A 24,913-nucleotide genomic window follows, 5' to 3' on the forward strand; every position below is an offset into this window, starting at 1 on the left:
CTATCACGCCCCGTTTTCCCTCTTTATGTTGTGAATCAACACCTTAAGTCTTTCTATGAAGTCGTCACTCACCGGAAGGTTCTCCTTGATGAGAAGCTCCACCGTGTTTATCGCATTGGTGAGATCGACAAGGTTCTGAACCGTGTAGAACTTGAGGTCGTTGAGGGTGTTCAAAAGCTCCGCCTTCCTGTTGAGCTCGGCATAAGCCAGAGCCAGCCTGCCGAGCGTCTCAACCACGAGCCTTCTGTTCCTCAGGGTCTCCTCAACTGTGGTGCTCCTCTTGAGAGCCTGAACGCTCTTTGAGAGGGTCTTCTTGAGCTCTTCGACTTCCTTTTCCAGCTCGGCCCTCTTTTTTTCCACTTCATCAAGCTTCTCCAAGTCTTTAAGAAACTCCTCAACACTCTGGTACCGCTCCTCCTTCCTCTTCGCGAGGAGCTTCTCGAAGATGCCGTCGTACTTGGCAAGCGCTGGATTAATCTTTGAGGGTGGCGTGAAGCGGTAGCTCTCATCTGTTATTTTGCCGAAGACTTCTTCGTAAGTGTAGCCTTCAAAAGGTAGTTTGCCGGTTAACAGCTCGTAGAAGGTAACGCCTAACTGCCAGATGTCGGTTCTCCAATCGGTATGCCCGTACTTGCCCGGCATCAGGTGTTCGGGGGAAGCGTAGAGAGGGGTGTATCCAAGGACGCTCCTGCCAGAGCTCATCGTCCCGAGCTTCGCCAGTCCCCAGTCGGTAATCTTTGGCGTTAAGTCACTCTTCAAGAGGATGTTGAGCGGTTTCAAATCGCGGTGGTAGATGCCTTTTGAATGTGCGTGTTTGAGGCCCTCAGCGATGCCTTTGATGAGTTTCAAAGCAGTCTTCTCGTCAACGGGCTTCGGATATCCTCCCAGATCCCTGACCGTTTTTCCATCGACGTTAACACCCTCAACGAACTCCATCTCAAGGTAGGGAACTGGCAGGATGTCAACGTCATACAAGCGAACGATGTTCGGATGGTCGAGTTGCAACCATGCCGTGATTTCTTTGAGGAATGTTTTGCTCGTCCTCTCATCAATGCGCGGGATTTTCAGGGCGACGATCTTTCCGTCTTTCTTTCTCCTGGCCTTGAATACTTTGGCGAAGCCACCTTCGCCTAGGAATTCGAGGGGCTCGTATTTATCCAAGAGCTCGGGCGGGAAGCCCGGGACTGGGATTTCTTGGTGGGCGTGCTTCCTCGCTGGCACCGCCAGTTCTTCAGGTCTTTTATCCTCTATCGGTGCCGGCTCTGGCTTCGGCTTCTCTCTGGATTTTCCGCCTCTAGCTTTCGCCATAACACCACCTACCAAGAGGAGTCCGATTAGTGCTCCTGCGATGTAGATTGGGTTAAAGTTTGAACCGCCTGAGGTTTGAGCTGGAGCAGGAGTTTCTGAAGTGAAGGCGGGAGGAGTTGTGGTAGTAGTTGTTGTAGTGGTTGATGTGGTTGTGATTCCTGAGGCTGTTGTGGTGCTTGAGGTTGGTGGGAGTAGGAGTACGAGGGAAGTACTCAACGTTTTCTTTTCTCCCGCTGTGATGGTCACGGTTTTCGTGTACTCCTTGTAACCATCCTTTTTGATCTTCACTTCATGCTCGCCCGGAGAAAGCTTGTAATTCGTTAGAGGGGTTGTTCCGACGTAATTACCATCAATGTAAACATCAGCCCCAGCGGGTTCTGAGGTAACGCTCAAGAATCCATAAGCTGGTGTCAGACTCGGAGAAAGTGTCTTACTCTCCCCGGGCGAGAGGGTTACCTTGAGCGTGTAATCCTGATAACCCTCCTTGGAGAGTTTTATTGAGTAAGTTCCCATCATTAGATCAACAGTCAATGGGGTCTTCCCTTTGTATGTTTCGTTTATATAAATGCTTGCTCCCGGTGGATCAGACTTAATAGTCAAATGCGCGTAGTTTGGAGTCAGAGTAATGTTAAGAGTTTTAGTTTCATTTGGTTGGAGCATGAAAGTCGTGGTGTACTCACCGTGATCTTCCTTCGATACCCTTAGATTGTAGGTTCCAGGCTTAATAGTCAGATGGAGTGGGGTTTTACCTCTATACGTTCCATTGACATAGACTTCTGATCCAGACGGAACTGAGTTTATTATCAAGTGTGATGGAAGAGGCGTTAATGTAATTGCTAAGTTTGTCTCTTCACCGGGATGTATTGTTACATTTGTCACGTAACTTTCATAATTTTTCATCCTGAGGATTACCGTATGGGCTCCGGTTGAGAGTTTATAATGGCTAATTGGTGTTCTACCAATGTATTCATCATTAATGTATACATTCGCCCCTGGAGGTTCTGTTGTAATTTTTAGATATCCGAATTCTGGCGTGAGTACTGCTGTTATCGTCTTCTTCTCACCCGCGGAGATGGCTACCTTTGTTGTATAGTCATAATAGCCATTTTTTGAAAACCTTACCGAATAATTTCCGGGGAGAAGGGACAATGTTAAGGGTGTTGTCCCTTTGTAATCTCCGTTTAAATACACACTTGCTCCTGATGGAGTGGACTTAAAAGTCAATGTGCCAAGAGTTGTTAAGTTCATATCGTCGACAAGATAGAATGTAATCCTTGCAATTGTACTGTCGTCAATGCCCACAAATACTGAATCTAATCTCATGTCAAATCCTTTAAGAGTACTGTTGTAGGCGCGCTCTCCTTCATGAAGTAAGATATGTTCGTTAGTCTTTTCTGCGATATTGTAAACTTCTACCAGTGCTGTAACTTTATCCATATCCATGTCAACATTCAGAAGCGTTATTAAGTACAGACCTGAATTGTTCTTAACTATTAGACGTTTTTCCCCCAACATGGAGCCAGACATTCTCTATTTTTAATTGTTGTAATGTCACCGAGATATTTTTCACGTCTCCCCTGCTTAGGGTCACGTTGACCAAATATTCCCGATATCCATCTTTAACTATTTTCACAAGGTATCTACCGGGATCTAAATTCAAAGTTAGTGGGGTTTTTCCTTTGTAAGTCCCGTTGATATAGACATTTGATTCAGGAGGAGTGGAATAAACATTCAAGGTCGCTCTGAGTCCTGCGCATTGTGTTTCTATATGAGGATTCCATGGAGTTGGGTAAACATAGATGTTTTCCGTTACCTTAATCGATGGTTGTGAAATTGTTGCTTCACTTGTGCCTATTGTAATCCCGAGGAACGCTGTCTCAACGTTAGACGCTTTACAAACTTCACACCCCGGTACTCCGCCACTGGACGGAAGCTTGAGAACCCAAACGTCTTTGCCACCAGCGCCGAAGCTATCAGTGTAGCCTGCCACTATTACGTCCCCGTTATCTGCAACGGCAACTGCATAAGCCTCCTCCTCGTCACTCCCGCCGTATGTTTTTTGCCATTTAACATTACCATTCTCATCAAGACTGAGGATCCAAACGTCATCATAAGCGCCGAAGCTTTCAGTGTAGCCTGCTACAATAATGTCTCCGTTTGGTACGAGAGCAACAGCGTTACTGCCAACGTTTTTTGCCCAGATCACGTTTCCGTTTGCATCAAGTCGCACTGTGAAGGAGCCTGTGATGATGATGTCTCCGTTTGGCGCGAGAGCAACCGCGTGAGCCTCATCCCGACCGCTCCCGCCGTAGGTTTTTTGCCATTTCACGTTCCCATTCTCGTCCAAGCGAAGAACCCAAAAGTCATAATAGCCAGCGCCGAAGCTATCAGTGTAGCCTGCCACTATTACGTCCCCGTTATCTGCAACGGCAACCGCGAAAGCCTTCTCCCAATAGCTCCCGCCGTAAGTCTTCTGCCACTTCACGTTTCCCTGGCCATCAAGCCTGAGAACCCAAACGTCTTTCCAGTCAGCGCCGAAGCTTTCCGTATAACCTGCGACAATAACGTCCCCGTTCTCTGCAACGGCAACCGCATTAGCCACATCATTGGAGCCTCCGCCGTAGGTCTTCTGCCATTTCACGTTCCCATTAGCATCAAGCCTGAGAACCCAAACGTCACTTTTTCCAGCGCCGAAGCTGGAAGTTCCTCCAGCCACTATGATATCCCCGTTGTCAGCTATTGCAACCGCGTTACCATAATCATCTTTATTCCCTCCGTAAGTTTTTGCCCATTCTACTTCTCCTTCTGGCGAAAACTTCATGACGAGGACATCTTTACCTCCAGCTCCGGTTGAATCTGTGGAACCCACAGCGATAATGCTTCCATCCGGCAGAACCTTAACGTCATTGATAACCTCATCACCGCTACCGCCATAGCTCTTAACCCAGTAAACCTGACTCCCATCGGCCTCAATCCCGGGGGCACTGACCCCCAACAGGGCAACCGCGATCAGCAGGATCAGCGCAACTGGGAGTTTCCTCATACTACCACCCCACTGACTACTGTCATAGAGGATAATAAAGCAAAAACGAAAATGCTCATTCCTCCGAATTTTCCGGATTTGCGGTCTCGGCAGTAGTCTGCCCGGGGTTTAAGAGGGAGTCTATCTCTCTGATAATCGCCTCCTTGAGTTCACTATATTCTCTCCGTTTCTCTTCGATGGCGTGAATATGAGTCAGGACTTCTTCCTTAATGCGCTGAAGTTCACTTCTGTTCTTCTTTCTGTACTCCCTGTTTGCCGACTCCAGGAGGGATTCAAGCGCTTTCCTGTTCTCCTCGGCTTCCTCGGGAATGAGGCCGTTGAGGGCTGCGTTCACAGTTGTCACAATGCTTCCATATAGCCTCCTGAGGCGCTGTCTCCTCACGAGGAGTGCCACGAGGGTTATCAGCAACAGCAGAACAATCCCAGCCGCACCGTAGAGGATGTAGTTGTTAATCGATGGGAACGGATCCTCCTCATTTAGAATACCGTCCCCGTCAACGTCTCTGGCTTTCTCTGCCGCGTTAAGTGCGAACGACTTTGCGCTCTCAAAGTCCCCGTTCCTCAGTTTTTCAACTGCCTCATTCAGGAGATTTTCCGCTTCGGAGGGATCAAGCCCTAAGGATTTTGCGGAGTCGATGGCCTTCCTTGCCTGGTCAATGTCAGCCAGTACCTCATTGCACTTGTTTTCTCTCTCGTTGAGGGTGTTCCCAGCGTTCTGGAGCTCTCCTCTTGACGCGGTGAAGTTCCCCGCTTTGAGATACTCAAGGGCCTTGTTAAGGCTCTCCTCGATGTCTGAAACGGGACAGCCCTTCTTCTTCATGTCTTCTGTCTCGGAGAGGACGCTTTCTATGTCTTTCTTTAGAGAGGTGCCTTCCTCTCTGCACTGATCGATCGCACCAAGGGCCTCCACCGCAAGGTTGAGAGCCTCCCTGTACTCATCCTTATTGAAGCGCTCCCTCGCCAGTCTTAACGTGGAGTTTCCATATGGACATCCGATCCCCTCGTTCTGGAGGGATGTGAGGTTTGCGGTAACCTTGTTGATGACATTCTCCGAGTAAGTTTTCTCGACTTCTTTGAGGTCTCCCAGTATCGAGAGTGCGGAGTTCCTTGCCTTTAGTGCGTTGGTTGTGGCATGGGGATACTTCCCTTCGCTGTACAGGGTTCTTGCTGAATCTAGCACTGACATCGCCAGCTGAAGTTTGTTTTTCTCCTCGTCCACGGGGAAGCCGAGCTTCTCGAGCGTTGACAGGGTTTTTGACACGTTTTCTATGGTCTCATTGGCAAGTTTGATTTCATTTTCAGCCTCGATTCTGTAGTTCTCTACCGTCTTATTGGCCATGCTCAGCGCCTGCGTGGCCAGGGTAGAGGCCTCCAGGTACAGGCCACCCCTAAGCTTCTCGACGGCCTCGTTTAGGACGTTCTTTGCGTTTCCAACGTCGAGTCCGTGCTTCACCGCCCAGGTTATGGTCTCATTTGCCTCAGCTATTCTGTTAAGGGCTTCTTCCCTGTACGACTGGAGCTTATCGTTGAGTGATGAGACCACAGCCTCGGCCTTCGTCCTCGCGCTTTCGGCCTTTGTTATGGCGTCGGTGTACCTGCCAGCGTTGTAGAGATCCACGGCCGTGCTGAGCATTTCTCTGGCCTTATTGAGCTTGTCCTCGTACGTTTTGGTATCAATGCCGGCGTCCTCAGCTGAGGTAATCAGGCCTTCAGCTTTGACGATTGACTGGTTCGCAGCGTTTATTGACTCTGTGGCCTGAGTCCGGACTTGGGCGAGTGTGTTCAAACAGCTTTCCTTGGCTTTCTGGGCGTACTCCTTTGCCTGCTTGTATTCGCCGTTGTTAAGGGCCTCCTTCGCTTGGTTCAGGAGCGACTGGGCCTCGGAGACATCTATCCCCTTCTCAACGGTTTCGTTTATTGTGGTCTCAGCGTCCTTAATTACAGCCTCAGCCTCCGCCTTCATAGCCGCGAGTTTGGCTTGTTCAGCCAGTTCTTGGGCCTTTGTATAGTCTCCGCTGTTGAGGGCTTCCCTCGCCTGGTTCAGGAGGTCCTCGGCATAGGTTGTGTTCGCCCCCGCGTCCTTGGCCATTTTTATTATTTCTGTTGCATTCTCTATGGCGACTGAGGCGTTGTATCTCTTAAGGAGGTTCATTGCCGCATTCTCTGCGTTTCTCGCGATCTCCTCAGCCGTCGGATAATATCCTCCTGTATAGTTCTCAAGGGCCTTTGATAGAAGTGACTCTGCCATCGACGTGTTAAGACCGAGGGTTCTGGCTTGGTTTATAGTTTCGTTGGCGTCTTCAATTGCGCTCCACGCGTCCTCTTTCGCTTGGGAGATGGCTTCCTGGGTTAAGTTATAGGCCTGGTCTGCGTGTTCCTTCGCGGCAGAGTACAGTCCTGAAGAATACTCACTTTTTGCGATGTTCAGCATATTCTCGGCGTCACTCACGTTTATTCCGTGATTTACGGCGTAGTTTATGAGGTTCTCCGCCTGCTGGATTGCATTTTCGGCGTCTGCTTTCATCTGGATCTCTTCGATCGGGTTCATGTAATACACTTTGTCCGCACCTATGACGACGTTTCCGGTTTCCCTGGCGAGGGTCATGTCCCATACTCTTGAACCGAGAGAATTGGCCCAGATTACGTTTCCTTCTGAATCAAAAAGGACAACGAGTCCACGCTGCGTTCCGGCGATGGCATATTTTCCATCCGGAGTCAGCAGCACCTTGGTAACGCCGCCATTATTGAGATTTTTCTCCCACAGCAGCTTTCCACCCTTGCTTAACTTATAAACATGTCCGTTCCAGTTCCCCGCAAAAACCTCGTTTCCGTTAGAGGTTATCGCCACCGTTCCAACGTCGTTCCCGGTATAGTATGTCCAGAGAAGGCCTCCAGACTTCGTGAACAGATACACGTAGTCCGAATACGAGCCCACGGCTATGTACTCTGCATTGGCCGAGAGGGCGATGTCCCTGACCTCGCCCGGTAGCACACGTGACCACAGGAGGGTTCCGTCTGTCCCCAAGAGGTAGAGCTTTCCGTCCTGCGTTCCAGCAGCTATGTAGTTACCTGATATCTCCACGTCGAGAACGCCCGCATTCGAGGGGATACCACCGCTCGACGGATACCTCCACAGTAGCTCTCCCGTTCTACCGTCAAACACGTATACCGAAGCATCACGGGAGCCCACGACTACGTACCTTCCATCGTCCGACACCGCAACGCTCCACACTTCCCACTTGGTGGTGCCCATCCAGAGGAGCTCCCCGTTCCTGTTGAAGGCGTAGACGTTGTGATCCACCGAACCGGCGACGACCATCGACCCGTCGGGCGTGATGGCGACATCACTTATTGTGTCCTCGGCCCTAAAGCTCCACAGAGCCGATCCGTTGCCCTCGAGAAGGTAAACATCGTTTCCCGAGCCCACCACGACGTACTTTCCGTCAGGGGTAGTGTCGACGGTCGAAACTGATGAGGGACTCGGCCACTGCCAGGATACGTTTCCGCTACCTTCATGGATCGCGGAGGATGGGGTGAGCGTAACCGTTACCTCGGTCGTTTTATCGGCTTCCACAGTTATCTTGGTTATGTAGGTTACGTAGCCTCTCTTTGCGATCCCGAGCGAGTACACACCCGGTGAAACAGGGTATCCATCTATCGGCGTGTCCCCGATGTAAGTTCCGTTGAGGTAAACCGCCGCCCCGGAGGGGGTTGTGTGGACAGCAAGGTAGCCCGGTTTTAGCGTTAGATCGACGTTAAGGGTTCTGTTCTCTCCGGGATTCAGCGTTATTGTTGTGCTGTACTCGGTGTAACCCTCCTTGCTGACCCGGATTGAGTATTTGCCCGGGAAGAGGCTAAGGGTTAGGGGGGTTTCACCCCTGTATGAGCCGTTGATGTAGACTTTTGCTCCGGAGGGATTGGAGTTTACCGTCAAACTCACCGGTAAGGGCTGGAGGACGGCGTTAACTGTAACTTTTCCCCCGGGTGACACTTCCACGGTTTGAGTATACTCTTCATACCCGAATTTGGTGAGCTTTACCGTGTACACTCCCGCGTTTATTTTGTAGTTCTGGAGGGGTGTCTGCCCGACCCACGTCCCGTTAATGTAGACATCGGCCCCTGAGGGAGTGGAGTAAACGTCCAGAGTGCCCGGTAAGGGCGTTAACGTTGCCGATACGACCGTGGTTTTGTCCGCCTCGATGGTTACGGTTGTGGAGTAGTCCTCGTAGCCGTCTTTCCTGAGGAGGAGCTGGTACTTGCCTATTGAGAGTTCAAGGTTCTCGATGGGTGTTAAACCGGCGTAGGTTCCGTTTATATAAACCTCTGCTCCTGACGGATCGGTTTTTACCGTCAGGTAACCGTGGGCTACGGTCAGGTCAACGGAGATCGTCCTGGTCTCGTTTGGCTGGAGGGTAATCGTTGTGGTGTAGTCATCGTAACCTTCCTTGCTGACCCTCAAACTGTAAGTTCCGGGCTGGAGGGTTAGCGTCAGGGGGGTTACGCCCCGGTAAGTGCCGTTAATGTAGACCCCCGCCCCGGAGGGATTTGAGTTAATCGTTAAATGTGCCGGGAGGGGGGTTAGTTTGATGTTTAAGGTTTTGTTTTCCCCGGGTGAGAGGGTTATCGTCGTCGTGTAATCCTTGTAATCCTCCTTGGAGAGCTTTATCGTGTATGTTCCGGCCATTAAATCAAGAGTCAAAGGTGTTTCACCCTTGTAAGTTCCATTGATGTAAACGCTTGCCCCCGAGGGATCGGATTTAATGGTTAAGTGCGATATTGTGGGTGTTAAATTCACGCTGAGTGCCGTTTTCCCTCCGGGTTTTATCGTTACAGTTGTTTTATAATCCGTGTAGTTTTCTTTTTTGAGCGTTACCTCGTAGGTTCCCACTGACAGGTTTGTGGTGAGGGGAGTTGTTCCGGCGTAGGTTCCGTTGATGTAAACCTCTGCTCCAGAGGGGTTTGTAGTGACGCTAAGGGTTCCGATGGAGATGTACTGGGTCTCCACGGTGAGATCCACTGATCCGGGACTGGCATAAGTAGTTTGCACGTTCGCGTTGGTGTCCTGGACAGTCGCGCTGGAGTCGCTCACCTGAACGTTTGGGGTGCTGATGCTTGCGTTTGAGTTACTACAGAGGTCACAGTAGAGTAGGTTTCCGTCTGGTGGAAGGCGAAGAACCCAAACGTCATAACTACCAGCGCCGAAGCTGTCAGTCCTGCCTGCCACTATAACGTCCCCGTTGTCCGCAATGGCAACCGCGGTAGCCTCATCCCAGTCACTTCCCCCGTATGTTTTTTGCCATTTTACGTTTCCATTTTTGTCAATATTAAGGGCCCAAAAGTCGGTATACCCGTTACCAAAGCTGGTAGTTCCGCCCGTAACAATGATATCTCCTGTGGAAGTCAGGTGGATACCGTTTGCGTAGTCATAGTTGCTTCCGCCATAGGTTTTTTGCCATTTTATACTGCCGTTTTCATCCAAGTAGAGAACCCAGAGATCATCTTTACCAACGCCGAAGCTATAACTCCATGCGGCGATGATCAAATCTCCCGTGTCTGTGACTGCCACATCCTGAGGTCTCTCCCATTGACTTCCCCCATAAGTCTTCTGCCACAACACATTCCCGGAGCTGTCCAGCTTGAGAACCCAGACATCTCCCCCTCCAGCGCCAAAGCTGGTAGTATCTCCAATAAGGTATGTGTATCCATCTGGGGAACCGGCTACTATAACTCTGCCATAATCTAACCCATTAGTAGAGCTGTCGGAACTGCTTCCACCATAGCTTTTCTGCCAAAGGATATCACCATCCGAGTTCAATTTTAGCATCCATAGGTCGTTGTCCCCGGCACCATAGCTGTTTGTTACTCCTGCAACCAAGATATCTCCTGACGACAATACATAGACGTCCTTAGCAACTTCATCATTGCTTCCCCCATAGGTCTTCTGCCATCTTATGCCCCCGTTCTCATCCAAGCGTAGGAGCCAGATGTCTTTACCTCCAGCCCCGGAACTGTTGGTGTAGCCTGCCACTATAATGTCACCGTTTGGAGCAACGGCAACCGCGTATGCCTCTTCGGATCCGCTGCTTCCATAGGTCTTTGCCCATATTATTTTACCATCAGACGAAAGCCTCATTACGAGGACGTCATTTCCTCCAGCTCCACTTGACTTTGTGTATCCCACGGCAATAATGCTTCCGTCTGGCAGGGTCTTAACATCGTTTATGACATCTTCATTACTCCCACCGTAGCTCCTAACCCAGTACGGAGGCTTTTTGACCTTGAGTTCCTCTCCGACTGTTGCGATGGGGTCTTTGGGGGCGTATTTGCGGACGAAGATCCAGTCTGCGTAGAATGGCTTATTTGGGTCTTCGTTGTCTGTCCATATCATAATGTACTTGAATGTCGTGAATTCTCCATCTTGAGCACTCTGGCACCAGTTATCTACACAGTATTTGATAATGCCTTCCTTATTAATTGCTAGTTTTAGAATTCTCCAATTTTCCAAATTTGGTGAGCCTTCCCCCTCTTTTAGATTAACATAACTTCCGTCACCTTTGAATTTTGTTATTGTCCATGTTCCATCTGGATATGGAGAACTCTCTCCTAAATATCCATTGAATGGATGACCTCCATCATCAAAACCATCACTGAACACTCCCAAACCCTCTTGGTCATTCCTGTAATACTGTAGAGGTTGTATCCCTCTCATCTCTATTATAAATGGAACTGTGAGGTCTACTGGGGCGTATAATATATTGTTTTTTGTATTGTCAGTTTCTGAAATTTTCACGACTGAGTCTCCGTCATACGTTGTCACAGTTGCTTTTGCATAACTAGTTTTCCACTTGTTCTTGGTTAGGGTAATGAAGTCGTCAAAGAACTCAAACACCTTGTCCCCATCACTTCTGCTCTGGGCGTTTGGATTCCCGTAGTAGAGCCTCAGCTTAACTTCTCCATTAGCGGGAATCCTTGGGATTATCGTCCAGATCTTTGCCCTCTTTGCCGTCAAGTTCCACTCCTCAATCCAATAAGGCAAAAAGTTGCCGTTCTCGTCAACGATTCTGATGTCGCTACCGTCTGGTTTGGCTTTAGAAAAGTCGAAGTTAGTGGAATCGAGTTCGATTAAAACCTGGAAGTTCTCTAAAGTCTCGCCCGACTGCTCTTTTATAGTAACTTCACGGTAGTACTTCCACAGGGAAAGGTCCTCAGGAGTGAGGTACTCAACAACCTTGCCAACACCCTGCTCGTACAGAGCCTTAACTTCCCCCTCACTTAAAGCACGGTTGTAGATGCGGACTTCGTCAAGTAAACCTTTGAGTTGTTGGCTGGAGTCCCAGCATCCTCCAACGCAGTCTTGATCATTTCCTATCCACAGTCCATCCTCGGCTATTTTAATCCCGTCTCCGGAACCCTCGTCGCTCTGGTTTACGAGGTTTCCATTAATGTAAATTTTGGAGGATGTTGGAGTTACTACAACAGTCACCATCTTCCAATTGTCATCGTTAATGGGTGGAGAGTACATTATGGATTTGCCATGGATATGGAATTTGATTCTACCCATGTATTCTTCGTACATGGGATCAGAGGGGACAGTGCCCATGAATATTAGAAATTCATTATCCCAGTCATAATTTGCTCCTGTGAGAATGCCTTGAACCCCATTTGTTGTTTTGATCCAGAAGTTTACGGTTACATATTTTAATCCGTCCAGATCTGCGTGTGGGAGTTTAATCCTGTCCCCGTATTCTTGAAACTCAAACGCCTTCCCGATAACTCCATCAATGCACTCTGGATTCCCGTAGATAGTCCCATCGTGCCCGTTACCGCTATCGTCCCGAGCGTCACAGTGGTCAAAGGAGTAGTACGCAACCAGGCCACGATTGAGATCAATCTGATCCTGCTGGAAAGAGCTCGGTGTTAGGAGGGGGGAACTCCCTATCTCGCTGGCTCCCTCTATCTGTCCCGCCCATCCGCCAATGCGGATGTAGTCTCCCGAAATGTTGCCGACGATGTATATAGCGGTTGCTTCGCTGGGGTTGTCGGCCCTGTCGGAGAAACGGTATATGTGGCCTCCCGGTAACGTCCCCACGTAGTCGATAGTTCCGTTTATTCCATAGTCTTTGTATATTTTTACGTCGCTCTCGGCGTAGAATACGAGCTCGTGATTTACAGTATGAGTTCCCACGGGGTAAATGAAGCCGAAGAGCGTTGAGTTCTCGGCTGGCTTCACCGCCGTTGCGCTCATTGCGTACCTCGGTGCATCGTTTCCCCAGGGGTCTTTGTAGTAGTATGTCCTGAACACAAAAACCGCGGAGTCCGAGAGGGAGAGCACCTCCGGATCAGTTGGGAGGCTCTCGTTCTTGACGATCTGACCGTTCGAGTTAACCACCACGTAGTACTCGTTGACTTCTACGGCGTTTGCATCAGTTGCGTACTCCTTCTCGGAACAGGGTATCAGGAACTTTCCGGTCATCGGGGGCATCAGCGGAAATGCGTACGTTCTGCTGCGGTCGTCCGCGTCTCCATAGGCCGCTACCGCGACCACAGGTTCATCGGAGGTTATCACGACGGTCTGGGGCGTTGTGAAGTTTCTAATCATGACATCACCGAACTTTACATTACCCGCATACTCTCCGTTTATGTAGACAGTAGCATCCTGAGAAAATGGAGTGATGTACAGCCATCTTACATTAGCTCCGAGCAGTCTGGTTCCTGGCATTGGTACAGAGTATTCGAGGCCGCCATCTTCATAGTCTCCAAAGTCTGCAGAGAGGTAATAGAATTCCACCTGGATCGGCTTGTTTGAATACAGAGCAATGGGATCCCTATCCCAGTATATCTTCTTGAAATCCGATGAAACATCCGGAAAGTCCCCTATGTAAACCCTCTCTCCAGCCGTGAGCTGAACTTCGGTATCAGAGTCATCTAGACCATTGAAATTTCCGTCAATTATAATAACAGTATCTGGATCAGTGGCGTATACAACGATCCCACTCCCATACCAGCTCGGTCCCCACAGCGATTTCAGATGAACCAGAGGAAACACGTACTTGTACTTGTAGTCAACCGTCCCTGCGGAGACGAGTCCACTCTGGTTCTGGGTTGGAGGGATCAAGCTTGAGATCAGTAACACAACCCATATCACCACAAGGTACTTCCTCATGTTCATCTCCTCCCATTCAGGTGTTGGTTATGCTCATCAATATAACCGATTGAAAATAATGAGAACATAGGATTCCAAAAACCTTTCGTTCGTGTTTTAGGATATCTCAATACATACGGGAATCGTTCAGTTGACTTTACGGCTCTGTTTTGGACATTTGATATTTCCGGATGTTGCCTCATTGTCGTTCCCTCCTGATTTCCAGACTTACGGCAAAATTTGGATAATGATCAACGTATATTGCATAGTCAATGGTTTTGACGCCGCTGTTAGAATTTCCAAAGATTAGGTAGTACGTTCCCGGGTTGAGAAAGTTTGATATGTGGTAAACACCGCTGGTGGCCCTTTTCTCGATGAAATAAGCCCTTGCAGTGCCTCCTTCCTTCCAAACTTTGAACTCGTACTCGCTGAAGAAGTATACCTCAACTGTTCCTGCCTCCCGTATGCTCAGATGAAGATTAACGTTGGTATCATCCGGCCATTCCATGGGAATCTTGCTGGCGAGGTATTTGTAGGACTTTACTACCACGGTATCCCCCAGTAGATACTTCTGTTTGGGCAGTACTCCCCCGAACACAAAGTAATATTCCCCCTTTTGGAGGTGAACTCTATAACTTCCATCCTTTGCGTTCCAAATGATCCACGAAAAGTTGACAAGACTTGGATTGAAGACATGTTTTTCCCAGTTCATTAGTTCCTTGGAGGGTATTATGCCTATATACCTGAAAGAAGTGTTCTCAATGTTGAAACTGGACTTGATTGTTATAATTATAGTGGAATCCGAATCAAGATAAAATTCCTTGTGAGTTTGTCCTACGGATTCAAAGAGAGTTTTTAGAATAGGGGTATCGCTTGGTGTACTTGGTGTCCATCCATGATCACTCTTGGTGTTACCCAAGCATCCACTCGCAGAGAGTATGACTAACAGAACTACCATAATAGAGATCATATCCTTACCCCTCACAAGCATCACCCTAATTTGTTAAAAAGATAAAATCACCCCCCAAACTCCTCCGCCCACTTCTCATATCTTTCAATGTCCTTCCGCGTCAGCGGGCTCTTGATCTTCTTGAACGCCTCCTCAAAGTCCCTCATCTCAAGCGGTCTCGTCCGCAGCGAGCGCCTCCTGAGCTTCTCGTAGGGCAGTTCCGCCAGCTTGTGGAGGTCCGGGTTCTCCTCGCGAATCATGTTCCACACCGCCTCCTGGCAGAGGTTCTTGATGTCCCTGCCCGAGTAAAGCCTTCTGACGCTCTCCTCCGCTATTGCATCGAGGTCGAGCCTGCTTATGTCCAGCCCGCGCGTGTTGATTTTGATGATCTCCTTCGTGGCCTTCTTGTCGGGTAAAGGCACGTAGATCCTCCTCGGGAACCTCGACAGGACGGCCTCGTCCAGGTCCCAGGGAGTATTCGTGGCGGCTAAGGTTAGGACAAGAATATCGCTCTTCTTGTCCTGAAAGCCGTCGAGTTCGGTGAGAAGGGTAGAGAGCATCCTCCTGCTCGCCTCGCTCTGCTCACCGGAGCGCTTGGTCGTTAGGGCGTCTATCTCATCCATGAAGACTATGCTCGGGGCCCTCTCGCGGGCGACCTCGTAGAGGGCTGTTATTATCTTGGTGGACTCACCGAAGTACTTGCTCAGCACGTTGCTGGCCTTGACGCTGAAGAAGGTCGCGTTCAAACTTCCTGCGGCGGCGCTCGCAAGAAGAGTCTTACCAGTTCCCGGCGGGCCGAAGAGCAGAATACCCTTCCAGGGCTGGATGGACTGGGGCCTCTGCAGGGCCGAGATGACGACTGTCTCCATTATGAGCCTCTTCACCTCCTCCAGCCCACCGATGTCGCTCCACTTCACCTTCGACTTGGCAATGAGGTTCTCCACGTAGCGCTTGAACTGGTCTCCCTCGTCTGCGCCCGCTTCGCTTCCTCCCCTGCCACTCTTTCCACCCTCCTTTATCGGTTTCTGCTTCCTTTTGACGCCGTAGTGACCCTCCTCGACTTCCTTCGCTATGGCCTCCCACTTCTTCGCCTTCTTCAGGTAGCTCTCGCGGTTGAACTCGTCGTACTTTGAGAGCTGCTTCAGTATCCTTGCGCACTCAAGGGCCTTCTTTTTGGCGGTCTCCTTATCGCCCTTCTTTATTGCCTCCTCAAACTCCTTCTTGGCCTTCCTAAAGGCCGACATCAGGGGTCCGGACAGATCGACGGGCATCTCAAACACCTCCTAACGGATCAGCTTTCTGCTCATCACAACAACGAAAAACGCCATCAGGAACGCTCCTATGAAGGCTTCGCTCCCGGCCAGCAGTCTGTAGCCGGGGAGCGGCGTCACGTCTCCGTACCCGACTGTGGTGAAGGTCACCACGCTGAAGTAAAGGCACTCCACCATCGATGAGCTCCCCACCGCCCCGGTTATCCAGTACAGGAACGAGTAGAGCGCGATGATGAACACCGTGGAGACGAAGATTCTCCAGGGACTTTCCCCGTAGTTCGACGTGAGACGGTAGAGCACGTTTGCCAGCCATCTGAGCTTGCCCTCTATGAAAATCAGCCACCTCTTTCCCGTTCTGGAGGAGAGGGGAACGAAATCCCGAACCTCCTCCGGGTCGGGGGAGAGATGGGCCACCCTCTGGAGCTTTCCGCGAACCCTCCACTCCCCAACGGAATATGCACTCGCCTTGTCGTAGAGTCCGCCCCGCCTGAAGGCCTCCTTCAGCACAAGGTAAACCGACAAGGCCTTTTTGTAGGATGCAATGGCCTCCCCTAAGTTGCCCTCCCCCACCAGCCTGTCACCTTCCCTCTCCTCAACGGCTTCAACGTCGATGAGGGCGTTTTCGAGGTTTCTGACGTTCTTCAGGGAAGCCCCATAGAGCCTCGCCCCCCTCAGGTCCGTACCCAGAACGTTGGTCTCGTCGAGAATCGCCCCGTACAGGTCAACCCCCCTGAGGTTCGCCCTGATCAGGTTGGTGCCCCTGAGATCCGCGAGTGATAGGTTGGCCCCCTCCAGAACGGCCGCCGAGAGGTCGGCGTCCCTCAAATCCGCCCGGGTGAAGTCCGCTTCCCGGGCACTCGCACCGCTCAAATCCGCCCCAACGAGGGACGCCCAGCTGAGGTCTGCGTTGTCGAGTGTCGCATCGCTCAGGTCGGCCCACCGAAGGTTTGCACCGCTGAGCCTGGCACCCCTGAGGTTCGCCTCGCTGAGGTAGGCCTCCTCCAGGTCTTCATCTTCCAGCATCGCTCCCTCGAAGTCCTTTCCCCCCTCCGGGAGGTGGAAGATGCAGTAGGGCAGATCACCCACGGCCTCTCTCGGGCATTCCTTCACCGAGTGGGAGTATTCATAGGCGCACCTCAACGTTACACCTCCCCAAACCCCAGGCTCACCTTGTGTGCTATTACCTCGGCCTTCGCTAAGAGCTCCTCACCGGCGAAGCTCAGGCCTTCCTCAAGTCTGAGCTTAATCTGCTCCGCCAAGCTTTCCACGTCCTTTGTGAGCTCTCCGCGCGCGTAGAACTTCAGGTCGCTTGCGTACTTGTATGCCTCCTTGAGGTCCCCCATCTTGAGGAACATCAGCATCAGCTTGCCCGCGTAGAAGGCCGCCCTCGGGGCGTCGTTTACGGTTATTGAGCGCTTCAGCTCTCTCTTATAGCGCACGCCGAGATAGGTAGCCAGCTCGAACTGAAGCTCCGCAACGCTCTGGTAGCGCTCCTCCATGTCCTTCCGCAGGCAGGTGAGGATTATGTGCTCGACGTCCTTTGCCTCGGGGTTGAGCTCGCCCGGCGGAATCGGCTCGTCGGTGGCTATCCTTGAGACGACCTCAATCAGGTCGTCTCCTTCGAAGGGAAGCCTTCCAGTGACGAGCTGGTAGAAGATGACACCGAGCTGCCAGATGTCGCTCCTGTGGTCGGGCTTTCCGAAACGCCTTGAAGTCTGCTCGGGAGAGGCGTAGAAGGGCGTGAAGCTGGCTAAAGTCGTTGAATGGGTTTCCGTCATTACCTTGCTCAGTCCCCAGTCGGAGATTTTTGGCGTGCCATTTTTGAGGAGAATGTTTGAGGGCTTCAGGTCGCGGTGGATTATGCCCTTTGAATGCGCGTACTTCAGGCCTTCCGCTATGTTGAAGACGATGTATGAGGCAACCTCAACGGGTAAAGGCTTGGGGAGCTTTTCGAGCGAGGATTCGCAGTACTCCATCTCAAGGAAGGGAATCGGGAGGATGTTCGCATCGTACAGGCGGACGATGTTCGGATGCTTGAGGTGGAGCCAGTTGGTTATTTCCCTGAGGAAGGCTTTGCCAGTGTTCTCGTCGAGGCTGAGCGGGATTTTTACTGCCACAACTTTGCCGTCCTTGCGTTTGGCCTTATACACGCGAGCGAAGCCACCTTTGCCTATCAGCTCGACGTCGGCGTATTTGTATGCCAGCTGGGGCGGGAAATCTGCTGGGAGCTGAACTCCAGCGGGGGAGGGTGTTGGAGTTGGGGTTACTGGCTGGGGTGTTGGTGGTGTTGCTGGAGTTTGAGGCATGGCGTAGGCCTGAGCCGTCCTCTCGGCGACTTCGACCGGGATTACCTTCTCGGTCTCAAGCTCGATGCCGTCGGCTATGGCTTTGATTTTGACGCGGAAATCGAAGCTCCCGGCGTACTTCGGTGTTATCACGAGGCTCTTTGAGACCTTCTGGCCCTTCTTCAGCTCGGGGAATTCGAGGTTTGTGGTTTCAAGGTCAAGGAAGTCGTTGGAGCTTAAATCGAGGGAGAGTTTGAGGGAGTTCGTGAAGTCGTTTTTGGCTGTGAGCTTAATGATTGAGTCGGCGCCTTCGACGAGCTGGGGAATGTTGAAGGAGATGGAGTTCTGGATGTTTTGTTTTATTTCTGGATTAAAGTAATACTGAACCTCTGGGGTTATTTTTAGTGATTTGACTGTCGCTTTTGAGTTCATAACCACTAAGGGAGCTTTTTCTGTGCGCCACTCCTTTCGTTTCTTCTTAAAGATTAAGCCTTCCTCCACTTCAACCTGGTATTTTCTCACACCGCTCAGAACTTCGCAGTGAGTGTTATGAACCTCAGCGTTAGTGTCCATTACTTGGGCGTTTGAATCATTGCAGAAGTCACAGCCAGGCAGGTTTCCGTCTGGTGGAAGGCGGAGAAGCCAAATATTCTCACCAGTGCCAGTGCTGTAAGTCCTGCCTGCAACGATAATGTCCTCATTGGGAGTTATTGCAACCGCATTGGCCTTATCATCATCACCTTTACTGAATGTTTTTTGCCATTTCACGTTTCCATTCTTATCAAGCCTCAGAACCCAAACATTAGGCACGCCAGCACTGAATTCCCAAGTCCAAGTAGCGACAACAATACTTCCATCTGGTAAAGTGGTAATGCTAACTTTGTCACTTGGATCCTCACTATCACCTTTGTAGGATTTCTGCCATTTAATGTTTCCATTTGAATCCAATTTAAGAATCCACGGCAGTACTAGTTTTTCATTCTCTTCCTCCAAAGTGACTCGGCCCCCAACTACAATGTCTCCATTCGGTAGAACGCTAACGGAATAAAATCCTGCCCATTCTTGAGGCACTTTGTATACCTTCTGCCATTTTACGTTGCCGTGCTTATCAAGACACAAGAGCCAAGCTCCATCAAAGCTGGAAGTGTGGCCTGCCACGATGATGTCACCGTTTGGAGCAACGGCAACCGCGTTAGCCTCATCGTCGTCGCTCCCACCGTACATTTTCTGCCACTTAACATTACCCTGGCTATCTAACCGAAGAACCCAAACGTTTGAAGTAAATCCCCACCGTTTAATTTCTCCAACTCCAAAGCTTCTGGTTTCACCTGCAACGATAATATCTCCATTCTCTGCAATTGCAACGGCATTGGCGTAATCATGATCAGGACCCCCATAAGTTTTCTGCCACTTCACTTTGCCATTAGAATCAAGCCTGAGAACCCAAACATCTTCACCTCCAGCACCAAAGCTGTCAGTATCACCCACTACAATAATGTCCCCATTTGACGCAATCTTAACATCTTTGAATCTATCCCATTTATATTCTTTTTTACTTCCAGTATCGTATACTTTGAACCACTTCACATTCCCGTCCCTGTCCAGTCGGGCGACGAAACCGTCGTCCTTGTCGTCTTTCTCCACATACCCAGCCACAATAATATCCCCGTTCTTATCAACCGCAACGGCTTTAGCAACGCCCGGCCCGTACGTCTTGGCCCAGTACGGCATCAGACCACCTCCTATAAAGGGGTCATTTTGGCCCGTTTATGACCCCTTTATGACTCGTTTGACCCCTTTAGGATATACCTAACACTCCTTCCAGTTTCTCCTATTTTCTTAAATATCCCAGCATCAACCAGTTCTTTCAAATCCCGCTTGGCAGTCTCCTTTGAAACCCCAAACATCTCCCTGTACTCCCTGTTCGTTATGCTTCCCTTCTCCTTGACGTAGAGAACGGCTTTAACCTGCCTCTCGTTCAGTCCGAGCTCCCTCAGTCTCTCCTCGGTCAGCCAGTCCCTGTAGAAAACCACCTGAAAGCCGCCGAAGGCCTCCTTAAATTCCGGTCTCGGCAGTTTGGCATCCTCAAATGCCCTCAGAATCCTCAGCGTCCCGCTTCCCCACTTCTCAACGTATCCCGCTAAGTGGAAAACCTCGGCGATAAGCCTGTTCCTCGGCTTCGATGGGTGCTCGCGGTAGAGGTCTTCCTCGGTCAGACCGACCGGAAGACCACCCGGGTTCCAGAAGATTATCCTGTCGTCGAGAACCTTTATCTGCACCTCCTCGGGCATCCTGTAGTCCTTGTGCATCACCGCGTTTACCACCGCTTCCCTCACGGCCTCAAGCGGGTAGTCCCAGACCTCTTCCCTCACCAGCCCCTTTATCACGTACCTCCTGCTCATGTGCTTCTTTATTGCATTCACCGCTCCCTCGACCTGCTCGAAGAGGTTTCCTTCAACGTTAACCGAATCAAGAATTTCACTGCCCTTAAATCTCCCAACCCTGACCTTCGCCTGCGGGAAGAACTCCTGAGGGTCTTTGCCGAAGAGCAGTATCAGGGCTCTCGTAACCTTTCCGTTCCTAATCAGCCTGAGCTTTTTGAGAACCTTTAGAATCCAAACATTCCAGCCATTAACTCCGAAGCTGTTAGTCCAGCCTGCCACGATAATGTCCCCGTTCGGAGCTATAGCGACCGTGAAAGCCCAATCACTGCCACTTCCACTGTAAGTCTTCTGCCAGATAACATTGCCATTGGAATCTAGCTTGAGGATCCAAACATCTTTACCATCAGAACTGAAGCTTTCAGTGTAGCCTGCTACTATGATATCTCCGTTTGACGCTAAAGCAACCGCATTAGCCCGCTCAAATTTGGCATCTTTAGAGCCTCCGTAAGTTTTCTGCCACTTAATATTACCACTACTGTCTAATCTTAGAACCCAGATTCTTGATTTGATGTCCTTCCATCCAGATACAAAACTCCAAGTAGTTCCTACAATAACTATATCCCCATTCGGGGCAACCTTCACATCATTGAACCGATCTCCTTTACCCCCACCAAGAATCCTAACCCACTTCACGTTCCCTTCCCTGTCAAGCCTCGCAACCAGCCCGCTTGATTTGGCGTCCTTTCCCTTTGACTCAATGCTCCCGGCAATTACTATGTCGCCATTCGGCATCAGGGCAACAGCGTTAGCTTCAGCTTCCATTCCTTTAAACTCATACCTTTTTATCCAGTACTTCTTATCAGACGTTTCCGAAATTGTAACGGGCTTCATTCTTTCACCCCCGAACGTTTCTGGGTAGAAGATTCCCGCTCTAAGACTACCTCGTGAAGAACAATCTCTAGCTCCCTAATGAATTCAGGACTGATTTGGAGATCTTCTCTTATGTAGATTTTCAGGTAATCAATCAGAGCTTCCATCTTGGTTCTATGGATTGTTGTGTAAAGGTGTAGTTTCTGTAGGGTTTTAACAAGCTCCATTTTTTTGTTCGCTTTGGCTTCAAGAATGGCCATCTCAACGAGCAAGGTTATATCTTGATGATCTACATGGTAATTTTGAGAATTGCCTTTTGGTTGTATTACATCCCGAGTTTGGGACAAATGTCCAATAACTAGTCTTCTTTTTTGATATCTCTCCAACGTCAAGATTACTTTTGAGTTCAACTCAGATTTATCCCTCCATTCAATTACCTGTTTCTCAGAGATTCCGGGAAATGCTGGCTCAATACGGGTGAGGATATTCCCAACACTCTCCCCCACTGGCATATACACACATGCGATTATGGTTTTTCCCAGTCTCTTGGCGTATTTGTATTCTTCTCTGGTCCATTTTCTTGTTTCAGCACCTGGAGTGTATAGTAGGATGAAGTATTTGATATGAGGTAGAACATAGTTGAAAATTATGTCCTTCCAGTGTTCCCCAGGAAGGATATTGTGGTGTGCCAAGAATGCTTTCCATCCATTGTCTCTCAACGCCTTTTTGAGCTCTTCTGCATAATCTAAACCCGTTCTCGTGTAGTAGCTGAGGAATATCTCGAAGTCTTTCTCCATTCATTCACCCCCTAACCAGCCTTTCCAAATCATCCAAATCCATCATCTCTCCAGTTTTGCCATCAATCCTCTTGGCGATGAGCAGAAACCTCTTTTTGCCCTCAAAGCGCTCCGCCTTTTCCTTCAGCTCTTCAAGAATCCTCTTGGCCTCCTTCCTCTTCAGCTCACTCCACTTCACCTCAGCGAAGAGCAGACCATCATCAAGCTCCGCCACAGTATCCACCTCTTTGCCCTTGTGCCACCATCTTGCGACCCTTCTCTGCTCGAGGTCAATTATTTTCTGGCGGAGCATCTCCCGTATAAGTCTCTCAAACATCCTCCCGTAGTAGGCGTTGAGCTCCCGCTCAATCTTCGCCCAGACCTCATCAAGCAAGCCGAGCTCCAAATCAGCTAAGTTGGGATACACGAAGCGGAACCAGAAGTTGAAGAAGTTGTCCTTGATGTAGTAGCGCCCCCTCTTCCTCTTCCCGTATGGGAGCTCGTAACTAACTATGTCGAGCCTCTCAAGGACGTCAAGGTATTTGGAAAGGTTCCCCCTGTCAAGACCGGTAAAGCTCACGAGCTCCCCGAGCGTTTCGTAACCGAGGGCAAGTCCCTTGAGAATCAGCTTGTAAACCCTCGGCTCCCTCAGCTGCTCCCGCAGGAGAAACTCGGGCTCCTCGTAGAGGACTTCGCCCTTCCTCAGAACCTTCTCCCTTATGGCATCTTCAACCCTCAAATCTTTCACGAGGTCGAGGTAGAATGGAACGCCGCCGAAGACCGCATAGACCTTTACGAGCTCCTCCATGCTCCCCTCGGGAAGCATCTCAGCTATGCCTCTTATGTCAAAGGGCTCAACCTTCCACTGCCCTGTTCTTCTCCCGTAGAGCGGACTCTTGTACTCCATGACCCGCTCCATCAATCCTATTGAAGAACCACAGAGCACGAGAAATATCTCTGTATCCTTAAGGTGCTCATCCCAAACCTTTTGGAGAACGCTCAAAATTCCCGGTTCAAGGCTCATCAAATATTGAAACTCGTCCAGAACGACGGCGATCCTCTGGTTTTTTATTTCATCCCCAAGATAAAGGAAGAGCCTTCCAAAGTCTTTAACCTCCCTGAAGTATCCTCTTCCGGTCAGCTCCCCGAACTTATCGGCAAGTCCTTTAACGTTCTCGCCCATTGAATCGGCGGTGGCGAGGAAGTAAACGCCCTTCTTACCCTCCAGAAACTCCTTGAGGAGCATCGTCTTACCTACCCTTCTGCGCCCGTAGATTATTATCAGCTGTGCACCATTTTCCCCCCACTTCCTTTCGAGGAACTCAAGCTCCCGCTTCCTGTTCACGAACACGGTATCACCACACAAAATGATGTTGCCAAAGTATAATACTTTCCCTACAGCATTTTATCCTCAACCAGAACCACCCCCAGTCTTTCTGCGACCTTCTGGGCCTTTTCCGTGAAGCCCGAGCGGGAGAACATAACCATAACCGGTTCCCTGAACTCTGCCCTCGCCTTCCTGGCGAACCTCTCCACGTCCTTCGCTCCAACGGGTCTGTTCCTCCACTTTATTTCGAGGACGTAGGTCTTCCCGCCAAAGGCAACGCCGTCGAATTCAACGTCGCCCCTCCTGTAGGGCTCGAACTTCACTCCAAAGCGTTTCCCGAGCTCTTCCCTGACCATGAACTCGGCCGCCTTTCCGAGTTCCGTCTTGGCTTTGAGGTACTTCTCCTCAAGCTCCGCCACCAGCTCCTTGAGCAGCTTCTCCCTCCTCAGCTCAAGCTCGGTTATGCCGAGGTACGTTTTTGCGAGCCAGAAGCGCATGAGCTTATCGGTGAAGTAGTAGCGGTTGTTCTCCTTCGTTATCAAGTCCGTTCTCAGGAGGAACTTCATGTAGTTTGAAATCTCCCCGCTCGGCTTTCCAAGCCTCTTCGATATCTCCGAGAGGGTGAGCCCTTCCTCCCTGGCGAGTATGAGCAGTATCTCCCTGTGGACGGCTCCCTTGTATGCCCTGGAGAGCGACTCGTTGAAGACGTAGTCGAGGTGGCTGTAGATGTCGCCGCTCTCGCTCAGCAGCTCGGTGAGGAATGCCGTATAAACCTTCCTGCTCCCAGCCCTCTCAAACCCCTCCTCCGCGAGCCGCCTGCAGACCGCCGAGATGTAGAAGGGGTTCCCACCTGTAAGCCGGTGTATCAGCTCAAGGGCGGCATTGCTCGCCTTAACATCGCCCAGCATCGCCTTTGCCAGTTCGATTGAATCCTCCTTCGGCAGACCGCCAAGGTAGAGCCGCCTGAACTGTCCGAAAAAGGGCTTCTCCGGCGAGAGTATCTCCTCCATCATCCTCACGGCGGAGCCCGAGATAACGTAGGCAATCGCCCTCTGCTTTTCGACGGTGGAGCGCATGATTTCAAGGAAGTTTGAGAACCTCACGGTATCCTGAAACTCGTCGAGGATAAAGATGGCTTTTAAATCGAGCTTTTTGAGGATTTCCTCCTGCAGTTCGAAGAGCTCGCCGACTGAACCCCTCTTTACCGCCGCCACTTCCTCCTCAACCCCGAGCTTCGCCCCGAGAACGAGCAGGCCGTCCCAGTCCACCAGCCTGCTCCTTTCGACGTTAACTCCCTTCTTTTTCGCCGCTTCGTAAAGCAACTCCCGTAGGTAGGCAAACTTAAACGATTCAACGCTTCCAGTCCTCTGGACGTTGAGGTAGGGGATTATACATCCAGTTTTGCCTTCGTGGATTTCCTTGAACTTCAGGAGCAGTTCGGTCTTGCCTATCCTTCTCGGCCCTATCACCGCTATGTTGAGCTTCTCCCCCCTCATTAGGGATTTCAGCACACCCTCCAGTACTCCCAGCTCCTTTCTCCTGTCCACGAACATATCAA

11 protein-coding genes are annotated in these 24,913 nt (G+C 50.4%); all 11 read right to left on the reverse strand.

Features of this window, described 5'->3' with window-relative positions:
- Positions 1–3: 3 nt before the first annotated feature.
- The 11 genes from TGAM_RS11030 to TGAM_RS04980 all read right to left on the reverse strand — a co-directional run bounded on the left by TGAM_RS11030 (position 4) and on the right by TGAM_RS04980 (position 24,908).
- On the reverse strand, positions 4–2,820 hold the full coding sequence (locus TGAM_RS11030; protein WP_169302025.1) for a PEGA domain-containing protein: 2,817 nt from the start codon (positions 2,818–2,820) through the stop codon (positions 4–6).
- Positions 2,795–4,351, reverse strand: coding sequence for a PEGA domain-containing protein (locus tag TGAM_RS04935; RefSeq protein WP_015858585.1), 1,557 nt, complete (start codon positions 4,349–4,351; stop codon positions 2,795–2,797). The genes TGAM_RS11030 and TGAM_RS04935 overlap by 26 nt, the downstream gene beginning before the upstream one ends.
- Before the next feature lie 55 nt (positions 4,352–4,406).
- Positions 4,407–13,520, reverse strand: a complete 9,114-nt coding sequence (locus TGAM_RS10960; protein WP_015858586.1) for a DUF2341 domain-containing protein — start codon at positions 13,518–13,520, stop codon at positions 4,407–4,409.
- 172 nt (positions 13,521–13,692) lie between these two features.
- Positions 13,693–14,484, reverse strand: a complete 792-nt coding sequence (locus tag TGAM_RS04945) for a hypothetical protein (RefSeq protein WP_148206269.1) — start codon at positions 14,482–14,484, stop codon at positions 13,693–13,695.
- Between the two features lie 26 nt (positions 14,485–14,510).
- Positions 14,511–15,713 carry an ATP-binding protein gene (locus tag TGAM_RS04950; protein ID WP_015858588.1) on the reverse strand — a complete coding sequence of 401 codons (1,203 nt, stop codon included), beginning with the start codon at positions 15,711–15,713 and terminating at the stop codon, positions 14,511–14,513.
- Between the two features lie 12 nt (positions 15,714–15,725).
- Positions 15,726–16,853 (reverse strand): pentapeptide repeat-containing protein, encoded by a 1,128-nt coding sequence (locus tag TGAM_RS04955; RefSeq protein WP_015858589.1) that lies wholly within the window; start codon positions 16,851–16,853, stop codon positions 15,726–15,728.
- Between the two features lie 2 nt (positions 16,854–16,855).
- Positions 16,856–19,729, reverse strand: a complete 2,874-nt coding sequence (locus TGAM_RS10965; RefSeq protein ID WP_015858590.1) for a protein kinase domain-containing protein — start codon at positions 19,727–19,729, stop codon at positions 16,856–16,858.
- Between the two features lie 47 nt (positions 19,730–19,776).
- Positions 19,777–21,273: an ATP-binding protein gene (locus TGAM_RS10970; RefSeq protein WP_015858591.1), complete on the reverse strand. Its 1,497-nt coding sequence runs from the start codon at positions 21,271–21,273 to the stop codon at positions 19,777–19,779.
- Positions 21,270–22,049, reverse strand: coding sequence for a toll/interleukin-1 receptor domain-containing protein (locus tag TGAM_RS04970; RefSeq protein WP_015858592.1), 780 nt, complete (start codon positions 22,047–22,049; stop codon positions 21,270–21,272). The genes TGAM_RS10970 and TGAM_RS04970 overlap by 4 nt, the downstream gene beginning before the upstream one ends.
- Before the next feature lie 4 nt (positions 22,050–22,053).
- Positions 22,054–23,379 (reverse strand): ATP-binding protein, encoded by a 1,326-nt coding sequence (locus TGAM_RS04975; RefSeq protein ID WP_048811153.1) that lies wholly within the window; start codon positions 23,377–23,379, stop codon positions 22,054–22,056.
- 44 nt (positions 23,380–23,423) lie between these two features.
- Positions 23,424–24,908, reverse strand: coding sequence for an ATP-binding protein (locus TGAM_RS04980; RefSeq protein ID WP_048811154.1), 1,485 nt, complete (start codon positions 24,906–24,908; stop codon positions 23,424–23,426).
- Positions 24,909–24,913 lie beyond the last annotated feature (5 nt).

The sequence above is a fragment of the Thermococcus gammatolerans EJ3 genome, from assembly GCF_000022365.1.
Classification (GTDB): Archaea; Methanobacteriota_B; Thermococci; order Thermococcales; family Thermococcaceae; genus Thermococcus; species Thermococcus gammatolerans.